This is a genomic window from Acinetobacter sp. YH12108, assembly GCF_013419055.1.
Taxonomy (GTDB): domain Bacteria; phylum Pseudomonadota; class Gammaproteobacteria; order Pseudomonadales; family Moraxellaceae; genus Acinetobacter.
Map to the genome: position 1 here is coordinate 108,968 of NZ_VPAW01000006.1, position 19,994 is coordinate 128,961.

The following is a 19,994-nucleotide window of genomic DNA, read 5'->3' on the forward strand; positions in this document are numbered from 1 at the left end:
ATTCATTTCGCAGGTTGATCGGCCAACTGCTGTTGTAGCATTTGTAAAATCTCTTGCCAGAGTGGGCGGATCGGTTCAAGCAAAGCCAGATTATATTGATACAGCACGATACAGGCAGCGACGCCGAGCAGTAAGGCAACCAGACTGACCAAACGGCCACGCTGCATTTTCTGACCAAGATACCAGAGCGCTGTTAGTCCGGCCCCCATGATCATGCCGCCAATATGTGCGGCATTGTTAATTCCGCTGATCATAAAGCCCATCGCCAGGTTAAGGCCCATGATCATTACGAGCGTTTTTTTATCCAGAATAAAAGGCTGACGGGGCAACATTGGCAGTAAAGATAGAACAGTCAGTGAGGCACCGAGACCCATGACTGCACCCGAAGCACCCGCACTAACACCCGGCAATAAGCCAGGATTGGCTACACCGCCTTCGATTAAGGCATAGCTGTCCTGGATACTCATATAGCCACTGAGCAAGCTACCCATCAGGCCGGCACAAATATAAAGACCTGTAAAATAGATCCGGCCAAAAATTTGTTCAGCGACACTACCAAAAATATACAGTGCCCACATATTCAACATCAGGTGAATTAAGCCAAAATGAAAAAACATGCTACTAAACAGGCGTATGGGTTCCGCTAAATACGTTAAAGGTGCATAATCTGCTCCCCAGCGAATGGCATCTGGAGAACTTGGCTGTGTGATGTCCATTCCATTCAGAACCTGCCAGCCAAACAGGCCGACATTGATACAGATCAGGAGTGCGGTCATCCACCAGAGCTGCATTTCCAGTTTGCGATGTGTTGTTGGGGGAGAATATTCAGGCATGCTATTTTTTTGCTGTGATTGTATATTTCGAATAAGCTTAACACGAAAAATTGAATTTTCAGGAGTAACGCACTGACATGAAAGCCTTTCTGACCCGCACCCTTCTCGTGATTGTCAGTGTGATTCTACTTGTTCAACTGTGGATTTTTGCAAGTTTAGCCTGGTGGCGAACCAATCCAGTGAATACCACCATGATGATGCGGATCGATTATTGGACTGAACCCTCCAAGCCCATTCAACATCAGTGGCGCCCTTATGATGAAATCAGTACCAATCTCAAGCAGGCGGTAGTGACGGCAGAAGATGGAAAATTCATGCACCATCATGGCTTTGACTGGGATGGTATTCAGACTGCACTCAGCCGTAACAAGAATGAAGGCCGTGTTGTGGCAGGAGGGTCAACCATTTCCCAGCAGCTGGCTAAAAACCTGTTCCTCGTCAACAAGCGTTCATTCCTGCGTAAAGGTCAGGAAGCTGTCGCGACCTGGATGATGGAACGCATGTGGTCTAAAGAGCGTATTCTGGAAGTGTATTTAAATTCGATTGAGTTTGGAGACAATATCTATGGAGCAGAAGCGGCAGCCAAACATTATTTTGGTAAGACTGCAGAGCGCCTGACTCGTGATCAGGCCATCTTCCTGGCAGCGATTCTCACCAATCCAAAATATTTTGAAGATCATCGTAATGCATCAGCCCTAAAAGCACGTAAACGTATGATTCAGCGTTATATGCGCTATGCCGAAATCCCTTAAATAAAAATATCAAGATAAAGCCCAAATATTTGGGCTTTTTTTATGAAAATGTCATTAATTTGAAGCATACTAAAAGCAATAAGCAAGACTTGAAAATAGCGTAGGTTTGATATGAATACGGCAGCCAGTACGACTTCGGTACCAACCGAATATACTTATAATGATCGTTACATTAATCGTGAACTGTCTATTCTGGATTTCCATTTGCGAGTGCTGGAACAGGCGGTTGATCCTCTGCATCCTTTGCTGGAACGCATGAATTTTCTACTGATCTTTTCACGTAATTTAGATGAGTTTTTTGAAATTCGTGTGGCTGGCGTCATGGAACAACTGGATTTGGGCAATGAAAGCCGCAGTCCAGATGGTTTGACGCCAAAACAAGTATTAGAGCAGATTGCCGAAACTGCACATGCCGCCATTGAACGTCAGTACCGTATTTTAAATGAAGAGATTTTGCCTAAACTGCGTGAGGAAGATATCTGCTTCTTGCGCCGTGGAGAGCTAACACCGGCACAATCGGCCTGGGTGAAAAAATATTTTCAGGAACAGGTTGCTCCAGTTCTTACGCCTATTAGCCTTGATCCGGCACATCCATTCCCACGTCTGGTGAATAAATCCCTGAATTTTATTGTGACGCTCGAAGGGAAAGATGCCTTTGGCCGTCAGATTGATCTTGCGGTTGTTCCTGCGCCACGTTCATTGCCACGTGTTGTGCGTTTACCGGATGAACTGACTGATGGTAAAGAACATCATGTGATGTTATCCGCCATCATTCATGAACATGTGTCTGATCTGTTCCCGGGCATGACCGCGACGGGATGTTACCAATTCCGTGTCACCCGGAATGCCGATCTAGCCTTAAATGAAGATGTTGAAGACCTGGCCAAAGCCTTAAAAGGTGAACTGAGTTCACGCCGTTTTGGTCGTGCAGTCCGTCTGGAAGTGACTGAAAATTGTCCGCAGCATATTTATGAATATCTGCTGGAAGAATTTGATCTGGATGAAGAACAGCTCTATAAAGTGGCAGGACCGGTTAATCTGGCGCGGTTACTTTCCAACTTCAAACGTCCACATTTACGTTATGATTCACATACGCCAATTCTGCCTAAAGTACTGAAAAAATCTGAAAATGTTTTCAGTGCCATGCAGAAGCAGGATATTTTGCTACATCATCCATTTGAATCTTTTGCTCCAGTGATTACGCTGTTACGTGAAGCGGCACGAGACCCTCAGGTGCTGGCGATCAAGCAGACACTGTACCGCAGTGGTCCAGATTCCGAGATCGTGCAGGTGCTGGCAGAGGCGGCCCGTAACGGTAAGGAAGTGACTGCAGTCATCGAGCTGCGTGCACGTTTTGATGAAGAATCCAATATTGCAGTTGCTAATGTGCTGCAAGAAGCGGGTGCTGTCGTGGTCTATGGCATTGTCGGCTATAAAACCCATGCCAAAATGATTCTGGTGGTACGCCGAGAAAATAACAAGCTGGTGCGTTATGTACATCTGGGTACCGGGAATTATCATGCCGGCAATGCGCGAATTTATACCGACTATGGTCTCTTAACCACGGACAAGGATCTGTGTGAAGATGTGCATCGTATCTTTCAGGAATTGACCGGAATGGGGAAAATGGCCAAGCTGAAAAAGCTGCTCCATGCTCCATTTACCTTGCATGCCCAGCTCATCAACTATATTGATAATGAAATAGCCAATGCCAAAGCGGGCAAGAAAGCCCAGATCATCGTGAAGGTCAATGCTTTAACTGAGCTGCAACTGATCAATAAACTGTATGAAGCTTCTCAAGCAGGTGTACAGATAGACCTAATTATCCGCTCGATTTGCTGTCTGCGTCCAGGCTTACCGGGACTTTCAGAGAATATCCGGGTACGTTCAATCGTCGGCCGTTTCCTTGAACATACACGCGTGTTTTATTTTAGCAATAATGGTAATTCTCGGATTTATTGCTCAAGCGCGGACTGGATGGACCGCAACCTGTTTAATCGTGTAGAAGCTTGTTTCCCGATTGAAGACGAAGCATTAAAGAAACGCATTTACCAGCAAGGTTTATTAAATTACCTGAAAGACAATCAGCAGGCCTGGTTGTTACAAGGAGATGGAACCTGGGTGCGTGCCCAAGTTGCAGAAGGTGAACAACCGCATAATGCACAGCGTACCTTGTTAGAAACCTTTAAATAACTCTATGCAAACTAAAAAGGCTGATAATTCAGCCTTTTTTATATTTTGTTAATTTTGAGAATGGATAAATGGATTCGCGAGTTTTTGATAGATTTTGCGAATAGCAGCATAAATCTGGTAATCGTGCAGACTTAATCTGTTTTGAATTTCGGCCAAAGTCAGGTCTTGGCTGAAATACTTTAACATCTGTACTTCAGTCTGATTTAAAAGATGTATCTTTGTTTCCTGACTCACTAAATAACGGGCTAATTCAGGATGTAAATCGGAACCACCGCGTAGGATAATTTTCAGGCTCGCTACTATTTTTGAAACAGGATGCGATGCAATCAGATATCGATCCACGCCAGATGACAAGAGTAAATTAATCATTTCAGCTGAATCATCAGCTAAAACTGCAATCAGATGAGGAATCTGGATTCGTGCTTGAATTACATTAAAATTCTTAAGCTGTACTTTCTCATGAATCTCATATAACACTAGATTGGGAAGATACTGTTCAATATGGGATTGAGCAGACAGATGATCGGTATAGGACAGTATATCTGGTTGATAACCGAGCTGTAGCAATGCAAGATCAAGATTGGAAGAGAGCGGTGGTGGATAAGGTTGCACCAATAATACCGGTGCGGGCAAAAATGAGGCCAAAGAAATCTTATCCTGAGAGTAATTAATATACAGATGTATTTTGGCTTAAATTATTATCAATGCCAATCCCAAGAAATAGGGATTTAATTTTTATATATTATAAATAGTTAAAGTTTAAAAATTGGTTTTGAATCATTTTAATTGACTGAATTTATAAAAATTAAATTTATCAGAAGACGTAGGCAATAAAAAAGGAGCAATCTAAGTGCTCCTTTTTTATTAGGGCTTAATTAAGCTGCATCGTGAGCAGTAATTTTTTGCAAAATTTGTAATAACACATCGAATTCGCTTTGTAGCGGTGTGCTCTTACGAGTGACCAGTGCCAGAGTACGGCTTGGTGCTGCGTTGATTGGATTGATGCGCAGATCCGGATTGGCTTTGATCATATTGGTATGCAGCGCAATTTCTGGCAACAGGGTGAAACCAAGATCAGCAGACACCATTTCAATTAACGTCGGTAATGAACTTGCTTTCAGGCGGTGATCATTTTTACGCTCACCAATCGGGCAGGCACTCAATGCATGATCACGCAAGCAATGACCTTCTTCAAGCAGCATCAGGCGAGACAGGTCCAGATCTTCCAGAGATTTGGCTTGAGCCGCATTCTGGTCAGATTTGTGATGTACCAGATACAGATTCTCTTTGGCAATTTCAGCAACTTTCAGGCTACGGGTATCGAAAGGCAGCGCTAGCACCACCATATCCAGATTACCATGCTCCAGTTTCTCTACAATTTTCTCACTTTGAGCTTCATGTAAATGTAGCTGGATTTTCGGTAGCTGCTGATGCACTTCATCCAGAAATTGCGACAGGATGAAAGGGGCAATGGTTGGAATAACGCCAAGATGCAGATCACCGGTTAATGGTTCACTCATTTCACGACTTAAACGCATTAAGTCCTGAGCATCAGCCAGTAGAACACGGGCACGTGCAACCACTTGTTCACCAAGCGGCGTTAAACGTACATTCTGGCGATCGCGTTCAACAAGAACGCCACCGAGTAAACGCTCCAGCTCCATAATACCGCCAGACAAAGTTGACTGGGTAACAAATGAGCGGCGAGCAGCTTCTGTAAAATGCAGCGTCTCAGACAGTGTTACGAGGTATGACAGCTGTCTTAGGGATGGTAATGCAGCCATAGTGTCCTAATGTTTATGATTTAAAATGATCAGCAAATAATTCGCTAAGATATGGAATAAAATGCGGAGGGATATCATGCCCCATTCCATCAATTAATTCAAATTTAGCCCCTGAAATTGCTTTTGCAACAGCCTTACCATGACTAGGAGGCAGCAATCTGTCACGAGCACCATGAACCACCAGGGTCTCTTGTTGGATTTGCTTGTCCAGTTGCAGCAATGAACCCGTACATAATATTGCTAAAAACTGTTGAAGTACACCCGCTGGATGGTAACTTCGCTTATATAACTTACGGGCGGTCTGAATCGCTTCCAGATGATTCACATAACCCGGTGAGCCAATAATATTAAACAGCTTCAAGCTATGATCGACAATGCCATCTTCATCTGTGGAAGCGGGTTTGTCAATTAAACTAAAGAGTTGCTTTGGAAAAGGCGGGGGTAACAGTGGCTGGTTATTACTGGTAAACAGTAAGCCCATTTTTTTAACTTTGTCAGGATAACGTGCGGCCAGAATCTGGGCAATCATGCCGCCCATAGAGGCACCGAGCACATAGACCTGACCCAGTCCCATTTTTTCAATCAGAAGATGTACATCATCTGCCATATCGTACAGCGTATAAGGCGCGCCCTGATTGCCTAAACCCAGTACAAAACGGCTCATCATTTTTAAGGTGTTTAAGCGAGGCCCTTTATGGTGAATCTTGGAAGATAAACCAATATCCCGGTTGTCAAAACGCACCAGATGATAGCCCTGATCAATGAGTGATTTACAGAAGAAATCGGGCCAGTATAGCATCTGTGCCCCAAGTCCCATAATCAGCAGAATGGTCGGGTGTTCAGGATTTCCTCCGACTTCCACGTGCAATTCGATGCCATTGCCAAGATCGGCCTTGGTTTCACGCATGAAAGCTGTATACGGAGAATGATTGAACTGCAGGGCACTGTGCATGATGTATTTCCTGATTAAAGGACATTTCGCTTAAAAAATGTCCTTTGTATTAAACATCTAAACTGTAGCTGGAATCAAGTCAGGAACCTGCTTGGTCAATGCTAGGCGTTGTTTGGCAGCAGTGGCACCGAGCAGGACAAAACCACGTAAAGTGCCACTAGCATCAAAGGCTTTGGCCAGCATACCGTCATCAAACTCTTCATTTTCCCAAGTTACTTCGACATCAACCGGAGCAGGAAGGACAGTCAATGGCGCAGCTGGCGTTTTTACCGCAACAGGCATTGCTGGATAATGGACTGCAGTATGTTCGCCATTCAATGTTTTAGACAGGGCGCGGGCCTGCTGCATGATTGGCATGACATATGGCAAAAGCATTCCATTTACTTCCGCACAGTCGCCTACTGCATAAATGTCCGGTTGATTGGTTTCTAGTTTTGTATTGGTCAGAATCCCGCGACTGGTATGAATATCGGCTTCTTTTGCGACAGAAATATTCGGTTGTAAGCCCACAGCAGACAGCACCACATCAGCAACAACTGACTGACCATTGGCAAGTGTGACCAGATAATTACCATTTTCAACTTTAGAGACTTTTTCAACTGTTGTCCCTAATACAAAATGAATACCCGTCTCTTCAAGATTTTGCTGGAAAGCATCTGCGACATGAGCTGGTAATAAGCGACCTAAAGGCTGGGGTGCCAGATCAATCACGGTGACCTGATGATTGGTATGCTGCAAGTCATTGGCAAATTCACAGCCGATCAGGCCTGCGCCTAAAATTACTACGCGTTTATCCTCACGTGCTGCCAGATTATGACGGAAAGCTTTATAGTCAGTCAGGTTATTGACCATATGAATATCGTCGCTGGCATCACCGGCAATGGCTAGGCGTACTGGATTGGCACCTACAGCTAGCACCAGTTTAGAATAATCCTGTGTGCTTTCCTGACCGTCTTTTTCTAAAGTTAGCTGATGTTGTTCAGGATGAATCACTTTGACCCAGGTGTTTTTTTCGATGCGCATTTTCAGCTGCGCTGACATTTTTTCTGCATCACCCAAAGGGATGTGTTCTGGCGCTTTGTTTCCTGCTAAAGCATTAGAAAGCGTAGGTTTTGCATAATTAGTCGCATCATCAGCACAAATCATGACAAGTTCATGGTCTGGGTTGAGTTTGCGAAACTCACGGGCAACAGCATAACCCGCCATGCCCGAACCAATGATGACGATAGGATGCATACGATTCTCCATGCTTTTTTAAATTAGTTTTTTTCAGGTATAAAGGACATAAAAAAGACCATTCAATATGGTCTTTAAAAGAACATGATTAGATTTCAATCATTTCAAAATCGACTTTAGAAACACCACAATCCGGACAAGTCCAGTCATCAGGAATATCTTCCCATTTGGTTCCAGGAACGATTCCGTCCTGAGGCCAACCTTCTGCCTCGTCATAAATCCATCCACAAACGATGCATTGATATTTTTTCATATAACTCTCCAAAACTGACCAACTGTAGCTGTCAGCTTAAAATCCACAAATGGCAAGACCCTAAAGAATATGACTTTTAATAGTAAACATATTTGGCTAAATTTTTACGCAGTTCTATTCATAAAGTAAAGCGAATAAAAGTTTAATCAGTGAAATTAACAGCAGAAAGGGCAGTCTCTAGGTATTTCATTATTAGAAATATATTTAAGGTTAGGCAAAGAGTTGTATTTTTAGTTTTATCAAACACTCTTCTGGCTTAGATTTTAAGTTGTAGACCAAAGTCGGGCAGAAAAAATGATTAAAATCAGTTAACTTAGACTCAGCAAAGTCTTTATTAAATATTTTTTAAAATAAATTTATATATTTAAATCAATTGGTTATTATTATTTTCTGCTTTAATATTGCACAGTCGTTGTTGTTACACATTGTTAATTTAGTTTAAAATTCACCTATTCCTTTCCTTGTTTAAAGATCTCCCATGAGCAATTTGTCTACTTCTCTGTGGTCTCACATTCGTACTGTCCAGAATTTCCCAAAACCAGGCATTTGTTTCTTCGATTTGACTCCATTATTCATGAATAATCTAGGGCCATTAACTGATGCTTTGATTGCCAGCATTCCTGAAGAAAAGCTTGCTGAAGTAGACAGCTTTGTGGCAGTGGAAGCACGTGGTTTTGTGCTGGCAAGCCTGTTGGCGCAGCGTACGGGCAAAGGCTTATTGCTGGTTCGTAAAGCAGGTAAATTGCCGCCTCCAGTCGTAGGTGTAGGTTATAGCCTTGAATATGGTCTGGACCGTCTGGAAATGTCTGCAGAGGTTCAGGGACAAAAAGTAATTATTGTGGATGATGTACTGGCAACTGGTGGTACATTGAAAGCAGTTCATGAATTGGCTGAGAAATGTCAGCATCAGGTTCTAGGTGCGAGCATCTTCCTTGATCTGCCAGATTTACACGGTGAATTAGGCTTGGACATCTGGTCAGTACTTGATGATAAATCCCAGCCTGAAGCTGCAGTTGCTTAAGTCTAGATGATCAAAAAAGCCCCAACTATTGGGGCTTTTTTATTGCTGGATAAAATGATATTCAATTTCCTGAATCAGGTCGTTAATCTGTTCGGGATGTTCCAGACGATGATGACCACCTTCAATGGCATGAATTTGCATATAATCTTCAAGCTGTGCCTGTGCTGCATGCATATCCAGAATTTCATCGCCTAATTCCAGATAGGCCATTTGCGGAATATCATGCTGCAAATCACTGTCACAAATCGCAGGATAATCATCGCGGAAATTCGGTTGCAAGCTAGGATTCGCGATCACACAAGGGATCTGATGAGCTTGTGACATTTTTAGCGCCCAATAACCGCCCAGACTGTGTCCGACCAGAATATCCGGTTTAATGGTTTCAACCATTTCGTGGTAGAAATCGGCTACCGAGTGGTAGCTCAGATTGCGATAATCCACATCTATACAATATTTATGCATTGCATCAATTGCATGAAATTTCGTGGACTGTTTTGACGAATCCAAGCCATGAAAAAACAATATTTTAGACATATTTTTACTCATTTTTATCGGACATGGCAAAGTCGTGGTCAGGGTGTTAAGACACCACCTTCTAATATGGTCATTATTGTAAAACGTCTATTTCGAGGAAGCAGTTAGCTATTGGTCTAAGCTGATACGGGATATAAAGGCAGAATTTGTGCAGAGGATTGAGGTCTTGGACTTTCATCTAACAAAAGTTGGGCAATATTCTAAAAAAAACAATCATAAAATTCGAAACTGAAAATAATGCAAATCATTTGTCTTTAAGAATTTCATATATCCAGAAATTTTTCTCAAGAAAAGCCACGTGAGGGAAGTCTTTACGCTACGATTTGATGCAGATTTCTGCTATTCTATGCAACTTCTATTTTTTAACTAATCTTATCCGAGGCAGAGATGACGCAAAATAACGCTCAATCGACTTCTGAACAAATCATTTCCGAAAACGATTTAATTGCACAGCGTCATGCCAAGTTAAAGCAGATTCAAGACCACGCAAAAGAAACTGGTGTTAGCCCATGGCCAAACACATTTAAACGTGAACATTATGCGCAAGATTTACAAGACCAGTTTGCTGATAAATCTAAAGAAGAAATTGAAGCTGGCGAACACGTTCATGTAAAAGTAGCAGGTCGTGTAATGTTGAACCGCGGTTCATTCATCGTGATTCAGGATATGACCGGTCGTATTCAGCTTTATGTTCCACGTAAAGAACTTGAGCCAGAAGTACTTGCAACGATCAAAGGCCTGGATCTGGGCGATATCATTGCAGTTGAAGGTTATATCGGTCGTTCTGGTAAAGGTGACCTGTATGTTCATATCGAACATTTTGAATTACTGACAAAATCATTACGTCCACTTCCAGACAAGTTCCATGGTTTGACTGATACTGAAGTGAAGTATCGTAAGCGTTATCTTGATCTGATCGTAAATGAAGAAACCCGTAAAACTTTTGAAGTTCGTGCCAAAGTTGTTGCCGGTATTCGTAGCTTCCTGAACGACAAACGTTTTATGGAAGTTGAAACCCCGATGATGCACGTAATTCCTGGTGGAGCATCTGCGCGTCCATTTGAAACGCATCATAATGCACTGGATATGCCGTTGTTCCTGCGTATTGCACCTGAGCTTTATTTGAAACGTCTGGTTGTGGGTGGTTTCGAGCGCGTATTCGAAATTAACCGTAACTTCCGTAATGAAGGTGTTTCTACTCGTCATAACCCTGAATTCACTATGATCGAATTCTACCAGGCGTATGCAGATTACAAAGACCTGATGGAATTGACAGAGCAAATGCTGGAAAAACTGGCAATTGATATTCTGGGTACCACTGATGTGCCTTATGGCGATGAAGTCTTTAGCTTCAAAGGACCATTTAAAAAGATCTCAATGTTTGACGCCATTCTTGAGCACAATCCACAGTTCACTCCAGAAAATGTCAATGACCGTGAGTTCCTGGCGAAATTCATTCAGGAAGAACTGAAAGAACAGGTAAAACCAGGTTTTGGTCTGGGTAAACTGCAAACCATCGTATTTGAAGAAACGGTAGAAACTCAACTACGTCAGCCTACATTCGTGACTGAATATCCAGCGGAAACTTCTCCACTAGCTCGCCGTAATGATCAAAATCCGCATATTACAGACCGTTTTGAATTCTTTATCGGTGGTCGTGAACTGGCAAATGGCTTCTCAGAATTAAATGACCCGATTGATCAGGCTGAACGCTTCCAGGCACAGGTTGCTGAGAAAGATGCGGGTGATGATGAAGCAATGCACTATGATGCTGACTTCATTGAAGCTCTGGAATATGGTCTGCCTCCTACAGCAGGTGAAGGGATCGGTATTGACCGTCTGGTGATGATCTTTGCGAATGCACCAAGTATCCGTGATGTAATCTTATTCCCGCATATGCGTCATAAACACTAATGACTTATTCGAAAAAAGGCAGTTTTTAAAACTGCCTTTTTTATGTGTTCAGTATTTATTTTAAATAAAATTAAAACCCAGCATTATTTAATTCTATTTTTTACATTTGTAATTTCATTTTTGTATTTCTATCTCATTTCTCGAAGCGATTTATTATTTTGAAAGTCAATTAAATCTAGGGTTTCATATTATACTGATACAGTTTCGCCATTGAATATTGTTTTTGAAATATCTATGGTTAGGCAAAAATAAACTTGAGAATATTGATCCCATGTTTCTAAAAAAACCATTATTAAGTGTACTTCTTACGACACTTTCACTTCCTGTTTTTGCTCAAGGGCTGGTTCTGAATGATGCAAATCTTCGTACTGACTTGAACTGGTTAAACCAGCAAGGGGTGATCCAGATCAGTACCTCGACCTGGCCGCTCAGTGGTGATGAAATTCAACGTGCTCTATCCAATGCACAAGTGAGTAACAAAGTACAACAACGTGTTATTGATTCAGTTCTGGCAAAATTAACAGCAGACAATCAGCAGCTCAAAGTAGGCTTATTTGCGGAAAGTGATCCAAAAGATATTCCTCAAGCCTTTGGCGATCAGCAAAAGGCACAATTTCAGGCAGCTTTAGAGTTTAATGCAGGCGGCGAAAACTGGGATGCCAAACTCCGGGTTAATGCCGAAAAAGATCGACAAATTGAGAATGATCAGGATGTAAATCTGGAAGGATCTTATCTAGCAGGGAAACTCTGGAATCAATGGCTGATTGCCGGCCAAATTCCGACCTATTGGGGTCCGGGACATGATGGCAGCTTGATTCGCGGCGATGCTAGCCGCCCAGTATATGGATTTATGGCACAACGTGCAGAACAAACAGCTTTTGAAACTAAATGGCTGTCCTGGATTGGACCGTGGCAATATCAGGCTTTTGCAGGACAATTGGATGATTATACTGCCGTTCCAGATGCCAAACTTATTGGCCTTCGTGTAACAGCACAACCTTTATCTTACCTGGAGCTAGGTGCTTCTCGTGCGATTCAATGGGGTGGGGAAGGACGTCCTGAAAGCTTAAGTTCATTATGGGATGCTTTTGTCGGGAATAAAGATAATGGTGGTACGGGTGAACCTGACCCATCAAACCAGATTGCTGGTTTCGATGCACGCCTGAACCTGTTTCCTTTGACACAGGTACCTATGGGCTTCTATGGGCAATATGTAGGTGAAGATGAAGCGGGTGGTCTGCCTGCGAAGAAAATGTATCTGGCTGGAATAGACTATTCTTCGACTGTAAGAAATATGCCATATCAACTTTATACAGAATGGGCAGATACACGTACTAACGGCAAGGTGCGAGGTATTTCTTATAACCATACCAATTATACTGATGGTTTTTATCAGCATGGTTATCCGCTGGCACATGCTTTAGGTGGTGATGCACAGATGGTTTCAGTAGGTGGTGATATCCGTTTTGACCCGATGAACCGTTTATCTGGGCGGGTATTGTTTGCTGAAGTGAATCAGTCTGAACGTGCAAGTTTAAATAATGCTGCTTTTGCTTTTGATGATGAAATTAAAGCACTAGATGTCACCTGGTCGCATTATATTCGTCCAGAAATACCACTTAAAATTAATGCCTGGATAAGTGACTCAGATGTAAATGGTCAGGATGGCGGTGCCTCTATTGGAATTGAAATTCCATTAGAAAAAGGCTTGTTCAAATATTAATATTCAAGACACAACAAAATCCTGCTCATCTGGCAGGATTTTTTTATATTTTCAAAAATTACAGACAAAAAAAACGCAATGATTGGGGTTGTCATTGCGTAGAAAAAGGAAGTTTCTTTCAAAACTAAATCAAGATTAACTGTGGAGAGAGTTAAATTTGATTCCTTACTGTATGTAAATATATTAGGACTCATTCTCATGCGACTCATCAGTATTCATGTTAATAGATGTTAAATAAGGTTAAAACTATGAAGAATCTGTGTGGAAACTTGCCTTATTTTTGCGCATTTTGGCCTTAAATAAAAAAGCCCTTTATGAAGGGCTTTTTTAAATATTGTCTAGCTTAGAAATGGAAAACACCTAAGCCTGTTTTCACTTCATCTAAAGTGGCCTGTGTAATGTCACGGCATTTATCTGTACCCGTTTTCAAAATATCCATGATGTAATCCGGGTCTTTAGCCAGTTCCATACGACGTTCACGAATCGGACCGATCAACTCTTTCAGAATACCTTCCAGACGTTTTTTCACCGTACCATCACCTAAACCACCACGGCGATAATGTGCTTTCAGTTCTTCCAGTTCTTCTTTATTGGTGTCGAATGCATCAAGGTAAGTAAATACCACATTGCCTTCAACCTGGCCTGGATCTTCGATGCGCAGGTGATTCGGATCGGTATACATCGCATTGACTGCTTTTTTGATGTCTTTATCAGAAGCATCTAGAACAATGGTATTACCTAATGATTTAGACATCTTCGCTTTGCCGTCAAAACCTGGTAAGCGTCCCACATTAGAAAGCAGCGCCTTACATTCAGGCAGTAATTCACGGCCAATCTGACGGTTAAGGCGACGTACAATCTCATTGGTCTGTTCGATCATTGGAATCTGGTCTTCGCCCACCGGAACTACAGTTGCTTTAAAGGCTGTGATATCTGCTGCTTGAGCCACTGGATAGCATAAAAAACCTGCAGGAATATCACGCTCAAAACCACGCATCTGAATTTCTGATTTAATGGTCGGGTTGCGCTCTAGACGTGAAACTGTCACAAAGTTCAGATAGAGCATAGTCAGTTCGTTTAAGGCTGGCAGGCAAGACTGAACACAGATAGTAGTTTTGGTTGGATCAATACCGACAGCCAGATAATCTGTTGCTACTTCAATAATATTGCGACGTACTTTTTCAAAGTTGTCTGCATTATCTGTCAGGGCTTGAGCATCAGCGAGTAACAAATGTTGATGGTGAGAATCTTGTAAACCTACGCGAGAGCGTAATGAACCGACAAAATGGCCAAGGTGAAGCTGTCCGGTAGGACGGTCGCCAGTCAAGATTACTGGACGATTATCTTGATTACTCATTATCTATTCCAAAAAGTAGTCTGTACTACATCTATATTTTAACGAATGGCCACATTGTACGGCATTCTGTTTTTGAATGTCAGCCAGAAAAAAAGCCGCAGTAAAAAAATCTTATTAATTAAACAAGTGAATACAATATTTTTTAAATATTTTCATTAAAATATGTCTAAAGATGATAAGGATAACAAGAATGGCGAGCAGCTTATTAATATTATTGGATGATATTGCGACTGTTTTAGACGATGTTGCCGTGATGAGCAAGATGGCTGCAAAAAAGACGGCAGGTGTCTTGGGGGATGACTTGGCATTAAATGCCCAGCAAGTCAGCGGTGTACGGGCAGAACGTGAACTTCCTGTGGTGTGGGGGGTAGCGAAAGGTTCTTTTATTAATAAGCTGATTCTTGTTCCTTTGGCTTTACTTATTAGTGTGGTTGCGCCCTGGTTAATCAATCCTTTACTGATGATTGGCGGTTTATTTCTCTGTTATGAAGGCGTAGAAAAAGTCCTGCATAGCTTAAAGCATAAGAAAGCCAAGACTGAAGAAGATGCTGAGGCTGAATTCACTACGATCGAAACTGACTTAGCTACATTTGAAAAAGAGAAAATTAAGGGTGCGATCCGAACTGACTTTATTTTGTCTGCGGAAATTGTAGTGATTTCTTTGGGTACGGTGGCAGCCGCAGCTTTTACCACCAAGGTCATCGTACTGGCAGGAATTGCCATATTAATGACAGTCGGGGTGTACGGCTTCGTCGCCATGATTGTTAAAATTGATGATTTAGGTTTGTACCTGACTAAGCAGGCATCCAGCTTCAAACAAAGTATAGGCTGTGGATTGCTGGCTTTTGCTCCTAAATTGATGAAAACCCTGACGATTGTAGGTACGATTGCAATGTTCCTGGTCGGTGGCGGGATTATTGCTCATACCATTCCATGGTTTCATCATTTCACTGAAGATTCGGTTGAGTATGTAGAGCATATGCCTAGTCTGGGCAGTATCGTAGGGGCTGTTACGCCTACACTTATTAATCTGGTGATTGGTTTTGTGGCAGGGTTAATCGTATTTATCTTGATTGGCTTTATTCAAAAAATCAGATCGAAATCAAAGCAGGCATAAATCAGGCCCGTTAAAATAAGCTGACTTTAAACTATAAGGAATCTCACTATGCGCTGGAAAGGACGTCGTGTTAGTAGCAATGTAGAAGACCGTCGTGGCGGTGGTGCCAAAGCCGGTGGAATCAGTATTCTCGGGTTGATTATTGCTTTCGTGGCCTGGAAGTTTTTTGGCGTTGATCCACAGCAAGCCTATCAAACCACCAAGCAGGTCACACAAGGTGTTTCTAGTGCAGAAACACGGGGCCTGGAAAATCCAACGCCAGAGCAGCAAGAAGCGATTGATTTTGTAGGAACTGTGCTTGCCGATACAGAAGATACTTGGTCTCAAGTATTTCAGCAGCAGCTGAACCAGCAATATACTCCGCCTAAACTGGTTCTATTTAGTGGTGTGGTAAATTCTGGTTGTGGTACAGCGCAATCCGCCATGGGACCTTTCTATTGTCCGGCAGACCAGAAAGTTTATATTGATACGGCATTCTTTAAAGATATGCGTACTCAGATGGGAATCAGTGGGGAACAGAACTCAACCGAGTTATCTCGCAATGATCAGGCAGGCGATTTTGCTCAAGCCTATGTGGTAGCGCATGAGGTGGGTCATCATATCCAGACCATTTTAGGTATTTCTTCACAGGTACAGCAGGCACGTCAACAAGCCACTCAAGCGCAGGGTAATCAGCTTTCTGTACGTCAAGAACTACAGGCGGATTGTCTGGCTGGGGTATGGGCTTATCATAACCATGAGCGTACGCAGTTCCTGGAGCAGGGTGATGTGCAGGAAGCCATGGATGCGGCACACAAGATCGGTGATGACTATCTGCAGAAAAAGGCACAAGGCCATGTCGTACCGGACAGCTTTACGCATGGTACCAGTGCACAGCGGGTAAAATGGTTTAATACCGGCCTGAAATCAGGTCAGATGTCTGCTTGTGATACTTTTAATCAAAATATCTAAAACTAAAAATCAAAAAAGGGGAGCAAATGCTCCCCTAATGATTGAATAGTTATTTTTCCAGAAAACGACGGAAGTTTTTCAAAATCTTGATACTGACAAATAAGGCAGCCAAGGCAAATAGCGAAATCGCAAAGAGAATATATTTTAAATTACTGATGTCATTATTATAAAATTGCTTCAATTCATTTATGGAATAGCTGAGTTTAGTGATCTGACCAGTTCGACTATCTTGGAACTGAATATTTTCAATATAAAAATAATTTCTCACTTTAACTAAATTAACATTTTGAATCTGCCGGGTATGTGACTGGTTATAGTCATCAGTACATAGGGCAGTATAATGCTCACAGCTGATTTTTGCTGCATAACCATTTCCGGCAATCAGGATAAACAGCGCATTGTCTGGACGTTGATTATTAGACACCAGTACATATTGCGCTTTGGTGCTGCTTTTTAAAGGAATGCTCACGGCTTGCTGATAATATTGATCTGCTTTCAGGATCTCCTGAATTTTGGCAACACAAGTGAACATCAAGGAAAGTGTGACCAGAAAAATGACAGCAGCGAGACACAGACGGAATATAGTTTTGACAGTTTGATGCATGGGAGAAAATTTCTAAATATAAAGAAGAGGTGAGCAATAAAGTGCTTTAAGGCTGTATGTTAAATCATCAGTTGTGAATACTGAAAAGAAACTTAACTTAATTTGAAAAAAAATGGGATTAAACTTGATCCGCTAAAATATACTGTTTTTTTAAATTTATATTTCAAGTAAATCTTTCAGCTCACGGCTGCAAATTGCCAAATCTTAGGAAACCTAATGGGAAGTTTCTTTTTTTTACAACTGTTGACGGTGGTCTTTGCTCTGTCAATTGCCACCACCATGTTCAACAAACGTGTTCTAAGTTTTCCTCAGGCCATTGGTGTGCCGATTGTTTCCGCTATTTTTGTATTTATCCTGCAATGGTGCGCCAGCCTGTTACAGGGTAATCCATTTTTTAGCATCAATATTGATAATATTGAGAAAGCAGTGCGCCATGTCGATTTTTATGACTTCCTGATTAATGGGGTGATCTGTTTCATTCTGACTTCATCCGCATTGAAGTTTAAGGTTTCAGATTTACGCAATCACTGGCGGCCGATTGGTATTCTGGCCAGTCTGGCATTGGTTTTCTGTGCAGTTTTCTTTGGTATTGCGCTGTACGGTTATCAGTTTCTGATTGGTAACCACGTCGATATATTGGTTCTACTATTGCTGGGTGCTGCGCTCGGAGCAACGGATCCAATTGGGATTAAAGGTGTCCTCAGTTCGGTACGCGCACCCCATCATTTGATCGTGAAACTGGAAGGTGAGTCGCTGTTTAATGATGCGATGTGTATTGCATTATTTATGACTTTACTGAATGTACTGCAAGGTGAAAACTTTACCGTACTCGCCGTCCTGCAAACATTGCTTTATGAAATTGTCGTGGCAGTCTTGATCGGAATCGGTTTTGGTCTGGCGATTCTACGTATTCTGCGCGGTAAGCATGAAATGGAATCACTGATATTAACTACTGCACTGTTGGCTTGTGGTTCATATCTGGTTGCTTTATTGGCGCATGCTTCTGCGCCAATTGCCTGTGTGATCGGTGGTTTGATTGTTGGTAATAAATGGAAAGAAATTCTGGCTGATGCAGATATCGGTGATGTAAACCATTTCTGGCATACGGTAGAGGGGATTATCAATTCCTTCCTGTTCACCTTGATTGGTCTGGAACTGTTCATTATTGATCTGAGTACCAGTCTGGTTCTAGGCGGAATTGTTGCTTTCATAATTCTGCATTTGGCACGATTCCTGGCCAATCATCTGTCTTTTGCATTATTCCCTAGAATGCGTAAGAAAAGTTATAACGGCAGTTTAACCATTCTGTCTTGGGGCGGTGTACGTGGCGGGATTTCCTTAGCCCTGATTCTGGCAGTGGCCAATATTCCACAACTGGAAGCGTATAGCAGTATTCTGATTGGATATACCTTTATTGTGGTGCTTCTTTCCGGGGTGGTTTGTGGCCTAGGTTTGCCAGCCGTAATGAATGCCTTCTATTACAACCCAAATGAAGAAACCCAAGGGTTTAAAGGTTGGTATCAGCGAATGTGCCACAAGATGAACCGTCGCGGTTTTCAGTATATTGTAGGGGAGGATGCGAATGGAAATGAAACCATCACCATCTTCCAGCCTGAGATGCTGATTGATAAGAAAGATGCCGATGGTGTAGCAACCGTGCATCATCCTGATAAAGTACAGGAAGTGAAACGTTTAGAGAATCCGGAGAATTTCTAATTTTTAGAATTTTCTATCAAGATTGAAAGCCTATGACATCAAGTGCAAGCCAGGAAATGGCACAAATGATTCTGAGTGTAGTCAGCCAGATTCCTTATGCGAAAGTAGCGACCTATGGACAGATCGCTAAGCTGGCTGGCTTGCCCAAACATGCACGTCTGGTAGGTAGGGTTTTAAGCCAGCTTGATACAGAAACCGATTTGCCTTGGCATCGTGTCCTGAACGTTCAAGGTAAGATCAGTCTCAATAAACTGGATGAATATGGACATAATATTCAACAGCAAAAATTAGGCGCAGAAGGAATTCTATGTGTTGGAAATCGGGTCAGCTTAAAGCAGTATCAATGGGATGGATTTGTTTGAAAGAGAAATCCCCACTTGATTGAAGTGGGGATTTTTTTATTATTTACGGATAACCATTACAGGAACATTGGCCTGTCCCAAGATGCTTTGCGCAACACTACCCAGGAACAGTTTCTTGAAGCCAGTACGGCCATGTGAGCCAATCACAATCAGATCAGTATTCAAGGATTCTGCTGCTTTGACAATTTCACTATAAATCACCTGACCTTCGAGTAGCTGGGTCTCTGCATCAATACCTGCCGCAGCAAATTTCGCTTTTGCTTCATCAAGTGTCTTCAGAATTGCAGTACGGGCACGTTCAACCAGGTCATTGGTTTGAGCTGCTGTAATGTATTCAGCAGCGATATAGGGATCAAGTGCCAGCACCTGAACCACTGTCACTTTACTGTTAAATGCTTTGGCAATTTCGACAGCTTTATCGACTGCAGCGTAGGAAGTTTCTGAACCGTCAACGGGTACTAAAATATGTTCAAATGACATTAGAATTCTCCTTATAGGAAATAAGTTTTATAAAAATATGACGCGTTAAAATCGTATACGAATTGTTGTTTATACTTTGATCATAACGCGTATTTTATAAAAATAAAACCAAGTAAATACCTCAGTATTATGTTTAACAAAGCAATAATTTTTAATGGTTGGTATATTTTATAAGTTTTTGATTTATATTTATATTTTGAGATTAAAATAAT

General features: G+C 42.0%; 19 protein-coding genes. 9 read left to right on the forward strand and 10 right to left on the reverse strand.

The genetic code is table 11. The annotated features are described in order from the left end of the window. Positions 1-2: 2 nt before the first annotated feature. Positions 3-833, reverse strand: a complete 831-nt coding sequence (locus FTU46_RS05290) for a rhomboid family intramembrane serine protease (RefSeq protein ID WP_180053149.1) — start codon at positions 831-833, stop codon at positions 3-5. A 77-nt stretch (positions 834-910) separates the two neighbouring features. On the opposite strand from FTU46_RS05290, the gene mtgA reads away from it, so the two are divergent. Next, positions 911-1,585 carry a monofunctional biosynthetic peptidoglycan transglycosylase gene (gene mtgA / locus FTU46_RS05295; RefSeq protein WP_180016784.1) on the forward strand — a complete coding sequence of 225 codons (675 nt, stop codon included), beginning with the start codon at positions 911-913 and terminating at the stop codon, positions 1,583-1,585. Positions 1,586-1,696: 111 nt separating this feature from the next. Beyond that, complete coding sequence (ppk1, locus tag FTU46_RS05300) at positions 1,697-3,778, forward strand: polyphosphate kinase 1 (protein WP_004783022.1); 2,082 nt, start codon at positions 1,697-1,699, stop codon at positions 3,776-3,778. Positions 3,779-3,826: 48 nt separating this feature from the next. Here the strand turns inward: ppk1 and FTU46_RS05305 are convergent, their stop codons facing one another. The 5 genes from FTU46_RS05305 to rubA form a co-directional block, all read right to left on the reverse strand. Continuing rightward, on the reverse strand, positions 3,827-4,423 hold the full coding sequence (locus FTU46_RS05305; protein WP_180104501.1) for a response regulator transcription factor: 597 nt from the start codon (positions 4,421-4,423) through the stop codon (positions 3,827-3,829). 230 nt (positions 4,424-4,653) lie between these two features. Continuing rightward, positions 4,654-5,562: a LysR family transcriptional regulator OxyR gene (gene oxyR, locus FTU46_RS05310; protein WP_005234587.1), complete on the reverse strand. Its 909-nt coding sequence runs from the start codon at positions 5,560-5,562 to the stop codon at positions 4,654-4,656. Between the two features lie 13 nt (positions 5,563-5,575). Next, on the reverse strand, positions 5,576-6,514 hold the full coding sequence (estB, locus tag FTU46_RS05315) for an esterase EstB (protein WP_218945715.1): 939 nt from the start codon (positions 6,512-6,514) through the stop codon (positions 5,576-5,578). A gap of 57 nt (positions 6,515-6,571) precedes the next feature. Beyond that, positions 6,572-7,750: a rubredoxin reductase RubB gene (gene rubB, locus FTU46_RS05320; RefSeq protein ID WP_159122822.1), complete on the reverse strand. Its 1,179-nt coding sequence runs from the start codon at positions 7,748-7,750 to the stop codon at positions 6,572-6,574. Positions 7,751-7,838: 88 nt separating this feature from the next. Continuing rightward, positions 7,839-8,003 (reverse strand): rubredoxin RubA, encoded by a 165-nt coding sequence (rubA, locus tag FTU46_RS05325; protein WP_004783011.1) that lies wholly within the window; start codon positions 8,001-8,003, stop codon positions 7,839-7,841. Positions 8,004-8,481: 478 nt separating this feature from the next. Here rubA and FTU46_RS05330 point away from each other — a divergent pair, with 478 nt between their 5' ends. Beyond that, positions 8,482-9,024 carry an adenine phosphoribosyltransferase gene (locus FTU46_RS05330; RefSeq protein ID WP_004783009.1) on the forward strand — a complete coding sequence of 181 codons (543 nt, stop codon included), beginning with the start codon at positions 8,482-8,484 and terminating at the stop codon, positions 9,022-9,024. 39 nt (positions 9,025-9,063) lie between these two features. Here FTU46_RS05330 and FTU46_RS05335 read toward each other — a convergent pair whose 3' ends face one another. Then, positions 9,064-9,558: a YqiA/YcfP family alpha/beta fold hydrolase gene (locus tag FTU46_RS05335; protein ID WP_180104502.1), complete on the reverse strand. Its 495-nt coding sequence runs from the start codon at positions 9,556-9,558 to the stop codon at positions 9,064-9,066. A gap of 387 nt (positions 9,559-9,945) precedes the next feature. On the opposite strand from FTU46_RS05335, the gene lysS reads away from it, so the two are divergent. Both lysS and FTU46_RS05345 read left to right on the forward strand, forming a co-directional pair. Further along, a complete protein-coding gene (gene lysS, locus FTU46_RS05340) occupies positions 9,946-11,472 on the forward strand; it encodes a lysine--tRNA ligase (RefSeq protein ID WP_034704199.1) in 1,527 nt (508 codons plus the stop codon). Positions 11,473-11,743: 271 nt separating this feature from the next. Further along, complete coding sequence (locus FTU46_RS05345; RefSeq protein WP_180104503.1) at positions 11,744-13,195, forward strand: capsule assembly Wzi family protein; 1,452 nt, start codon at positions 11,744-11,746, stop codon at positions 13,193-13,195. Between the two features lie 343 nt (positions 13,196-13,538). Here the strand turns inward: FTU46_RS05345 and trpS are convergent, their stop codons facing one another. Then, the gene (gene trpS, locus FTU46_RS05350) at positions 13,539-14,552 is read right to left on the reverse strand and encodes a tryptophan--tRNA ligase (protein WP_005234596.1); all 1,014 of its coding nucleotides are present in this window, start codon (positions 14,550-14,552) and stop codon (positions 13,539-13,541) included. Positions 14,553-14,742: 190 nt separating this feature from the next. Between trpS and FTU46_RS05355 the strand changes: the two genes are divergently transcribed. Beyond that, the gene (locus FTU46_RS05355) at positions 14,743-15,669 is read left to right on the forward strand and encodes a DUF808 domain-containing protein (RefSeq protein WP_166137010.1); all 927 of its coding nucleotides are present in this window, start codon (positions 14,743-14,745) and stop codon (positions 15,667-15,669) included. Between the two features lie 48 nt (positions 15,670-15,717). Continuing rightward, a complete protein-coding gene (locus tag FTU46_RS05360) occupies positions 15,718-16,620 on the forward strand; it encodes a neutral zinc metallopeptidase (RefSeq protein WP_179992117.1) in 903 nt (300 codons plus the stop codon). Positions 16,621-16,669: 49 nt separating this feature from the next. Here the strand turns inward: FTU46_RS05360 and FTU46_RS05365 are convergent, their stop codons facing one another. After that, the gene (locus FTU46_RS05365) at positions 16,670-17,224 is read right to left on the reverse strand and encodes a hypothetical protein (RefSeq protein ID WP_180104504.1); all 555 of its coding nucleotides are present in this window, start codon (positions 17,222-17,224) and stop codon (positions 16,670-16,672) included. A gap of 216 nt (positions 17,225-17,440) precedes the next feature. Between FTU46_RS05365 and FTU46_RS05370 the strand changes: the two genes are divergently transcribed. After that, complete coding sequence (locus FTU46_RS05370; RefSeq protein WP_004782994.1) at positions 17,441-18,940, forward strand: sodium:proton antiporter; 1,500 nt, start codon at positions 17,441-17,443, stop codon at positions 18,938-18,940. A gap of 65 nt (positions 18,941-19,005) precedes the next feature. Further along, positions 19,006-19,302, forward strand: coding sequence for an MGMT family protein (locus tag FTU46_RS05375; protein ID WP_180104529.1), 297 nt, complete (start codon positions 19,006-19,008; stop codon positions 19,300-19,302). Positions 19,303-19,341: 39 nt separating this feature from the next. Here the strand turns inward: FTU46_RS05375 and FTU46_RS05380 are convergent, their stop codons facing one another. Continuing rightward, positions 19,342-19,782, reverse strand: a complete 441-nt coding sequence (locus FTU46_RS05380; protein WP_004782991.1) for a universal stress protein — start codon at positions 19,780-19,782, stop codon at positions 19,342-19,344. Positions 19,783-19,994 lie beyond the last annotated feature (212 nt).

Coding starts and splice junctions, on each gene's coding strand:
- FTU46_RS05290 (WP_180053149.1), bottom strand. CDS start 833: ATGCCTGAATATTCTCCCCCAACAACACATCGCAAACTGGAAATGCAG.
- mtgA (WP_180016784.1), top strand. CDS start 911: ATGAAAGCCTTTCTGACCCGCACCCTTCTCGTGATTGTCAGTGTGATT.
- ppk1 (WP_004783022.1), top strand. CDS start 1,697: ATGAATACGGCAGCCAGTACGACTTCGGTACCAACCGAATATACTTAT.
- oxyR (WP_005234587.1), bottom strand. CDS start 5,562: ATGGCTGCATTACCATCCCTAAGACAGCTGTCATACCTCGTAACACTG.
- estB (WP_218945715.1), bottom strand. CDS start 6,514: ATGCACAGTGCCCTGCAGTTCAATCATTCTCCGTATACAGCTTTCATG.
- rubB (WP_159122822.1), bottom strand. CDS start 7,750: ATGCATCCTATCGTCATCATTGGTTCGGGCATGGCGGGTTATGCTGTT.
- rubA (WP_004783011.1), bottom strand. CDS start 8,003: ATGAAAAAATATCAATGCATCGTTTGTGGATGGATTTATGACGAGGCA.
- FTU46_RS05330 (WP_004783009.1), top strand. CDS start 8,482: ATGAGCAATTTGTCTACTTCTCTGTGGTCTCACATTCGTACTGTCCAG.
- FTU46_RS05335 (WP_180104502.1), bottom strand. CDS start 9,558: ATGTCTAAAATATTGTTTTTTCATGGCTTGGATTCGTCAAAACAGTCC.
- lysS (WP_034704199.1), top strand. CDS start 9,946: ATGACGCAAAATAACGCTCAATCGACTTCTGAACAAATCATTTCCGAA.
- FTU46_RS05345 (WP_180104503.1), top strand. CDS start 11,744: ATGTTTCTAAAAAAACCATTATTAAGTGTACTTCTTACGACACTTTCA.
- trpS (WP_005234596.1), bottom strand. CDS start 14,552: ATGAGTAATCAAGATAATCGTCCAGTAATCTTGACTGGCGACCGTCCT.
- FTU46_RS05355 (WP_166137010.1), top strand. CDS start 14,743: ATGGCGAGCAGCTTATTAATATTATTGGATGATATTGCGACTGTTTTA.
- FTU46_RS05360 (WP_179992117.1), top strand. CDS start 15,718: ATGCGCTGGAAAGGACGTCGTGTTAGTAGCAATGTAGAAGACCGTCGT.
- FTU46_RS05365 (WP_180104504.1), bottom strand. CDS start 17,224: ATGCATCAAACTGTCAAAACTATATTCCGTCTGTGTCTCGCTGCTGTC.
- FTU46_RS05370 (WP_004782994.1), top strand. CDS start 17,441: ATGGGAAGTTTCTTTTTTTTACAACTGTTGACGGTGGTCTTTGCTCTG.
- FTU46_RS05375 (WP_180104529.1), top strand. CDS start 19,006: ATGATTCTGAGTGTAGTCAGCCAGATTCCTTATGCGAAAGTAGCGACC.
- FTU46_RS05380 (WP_004782991.1), bottom strand. CDS start 19,782: ATGTCATTTGAACATATTTTAGTACCCGTTGACGGTTCAGAAACTTCC.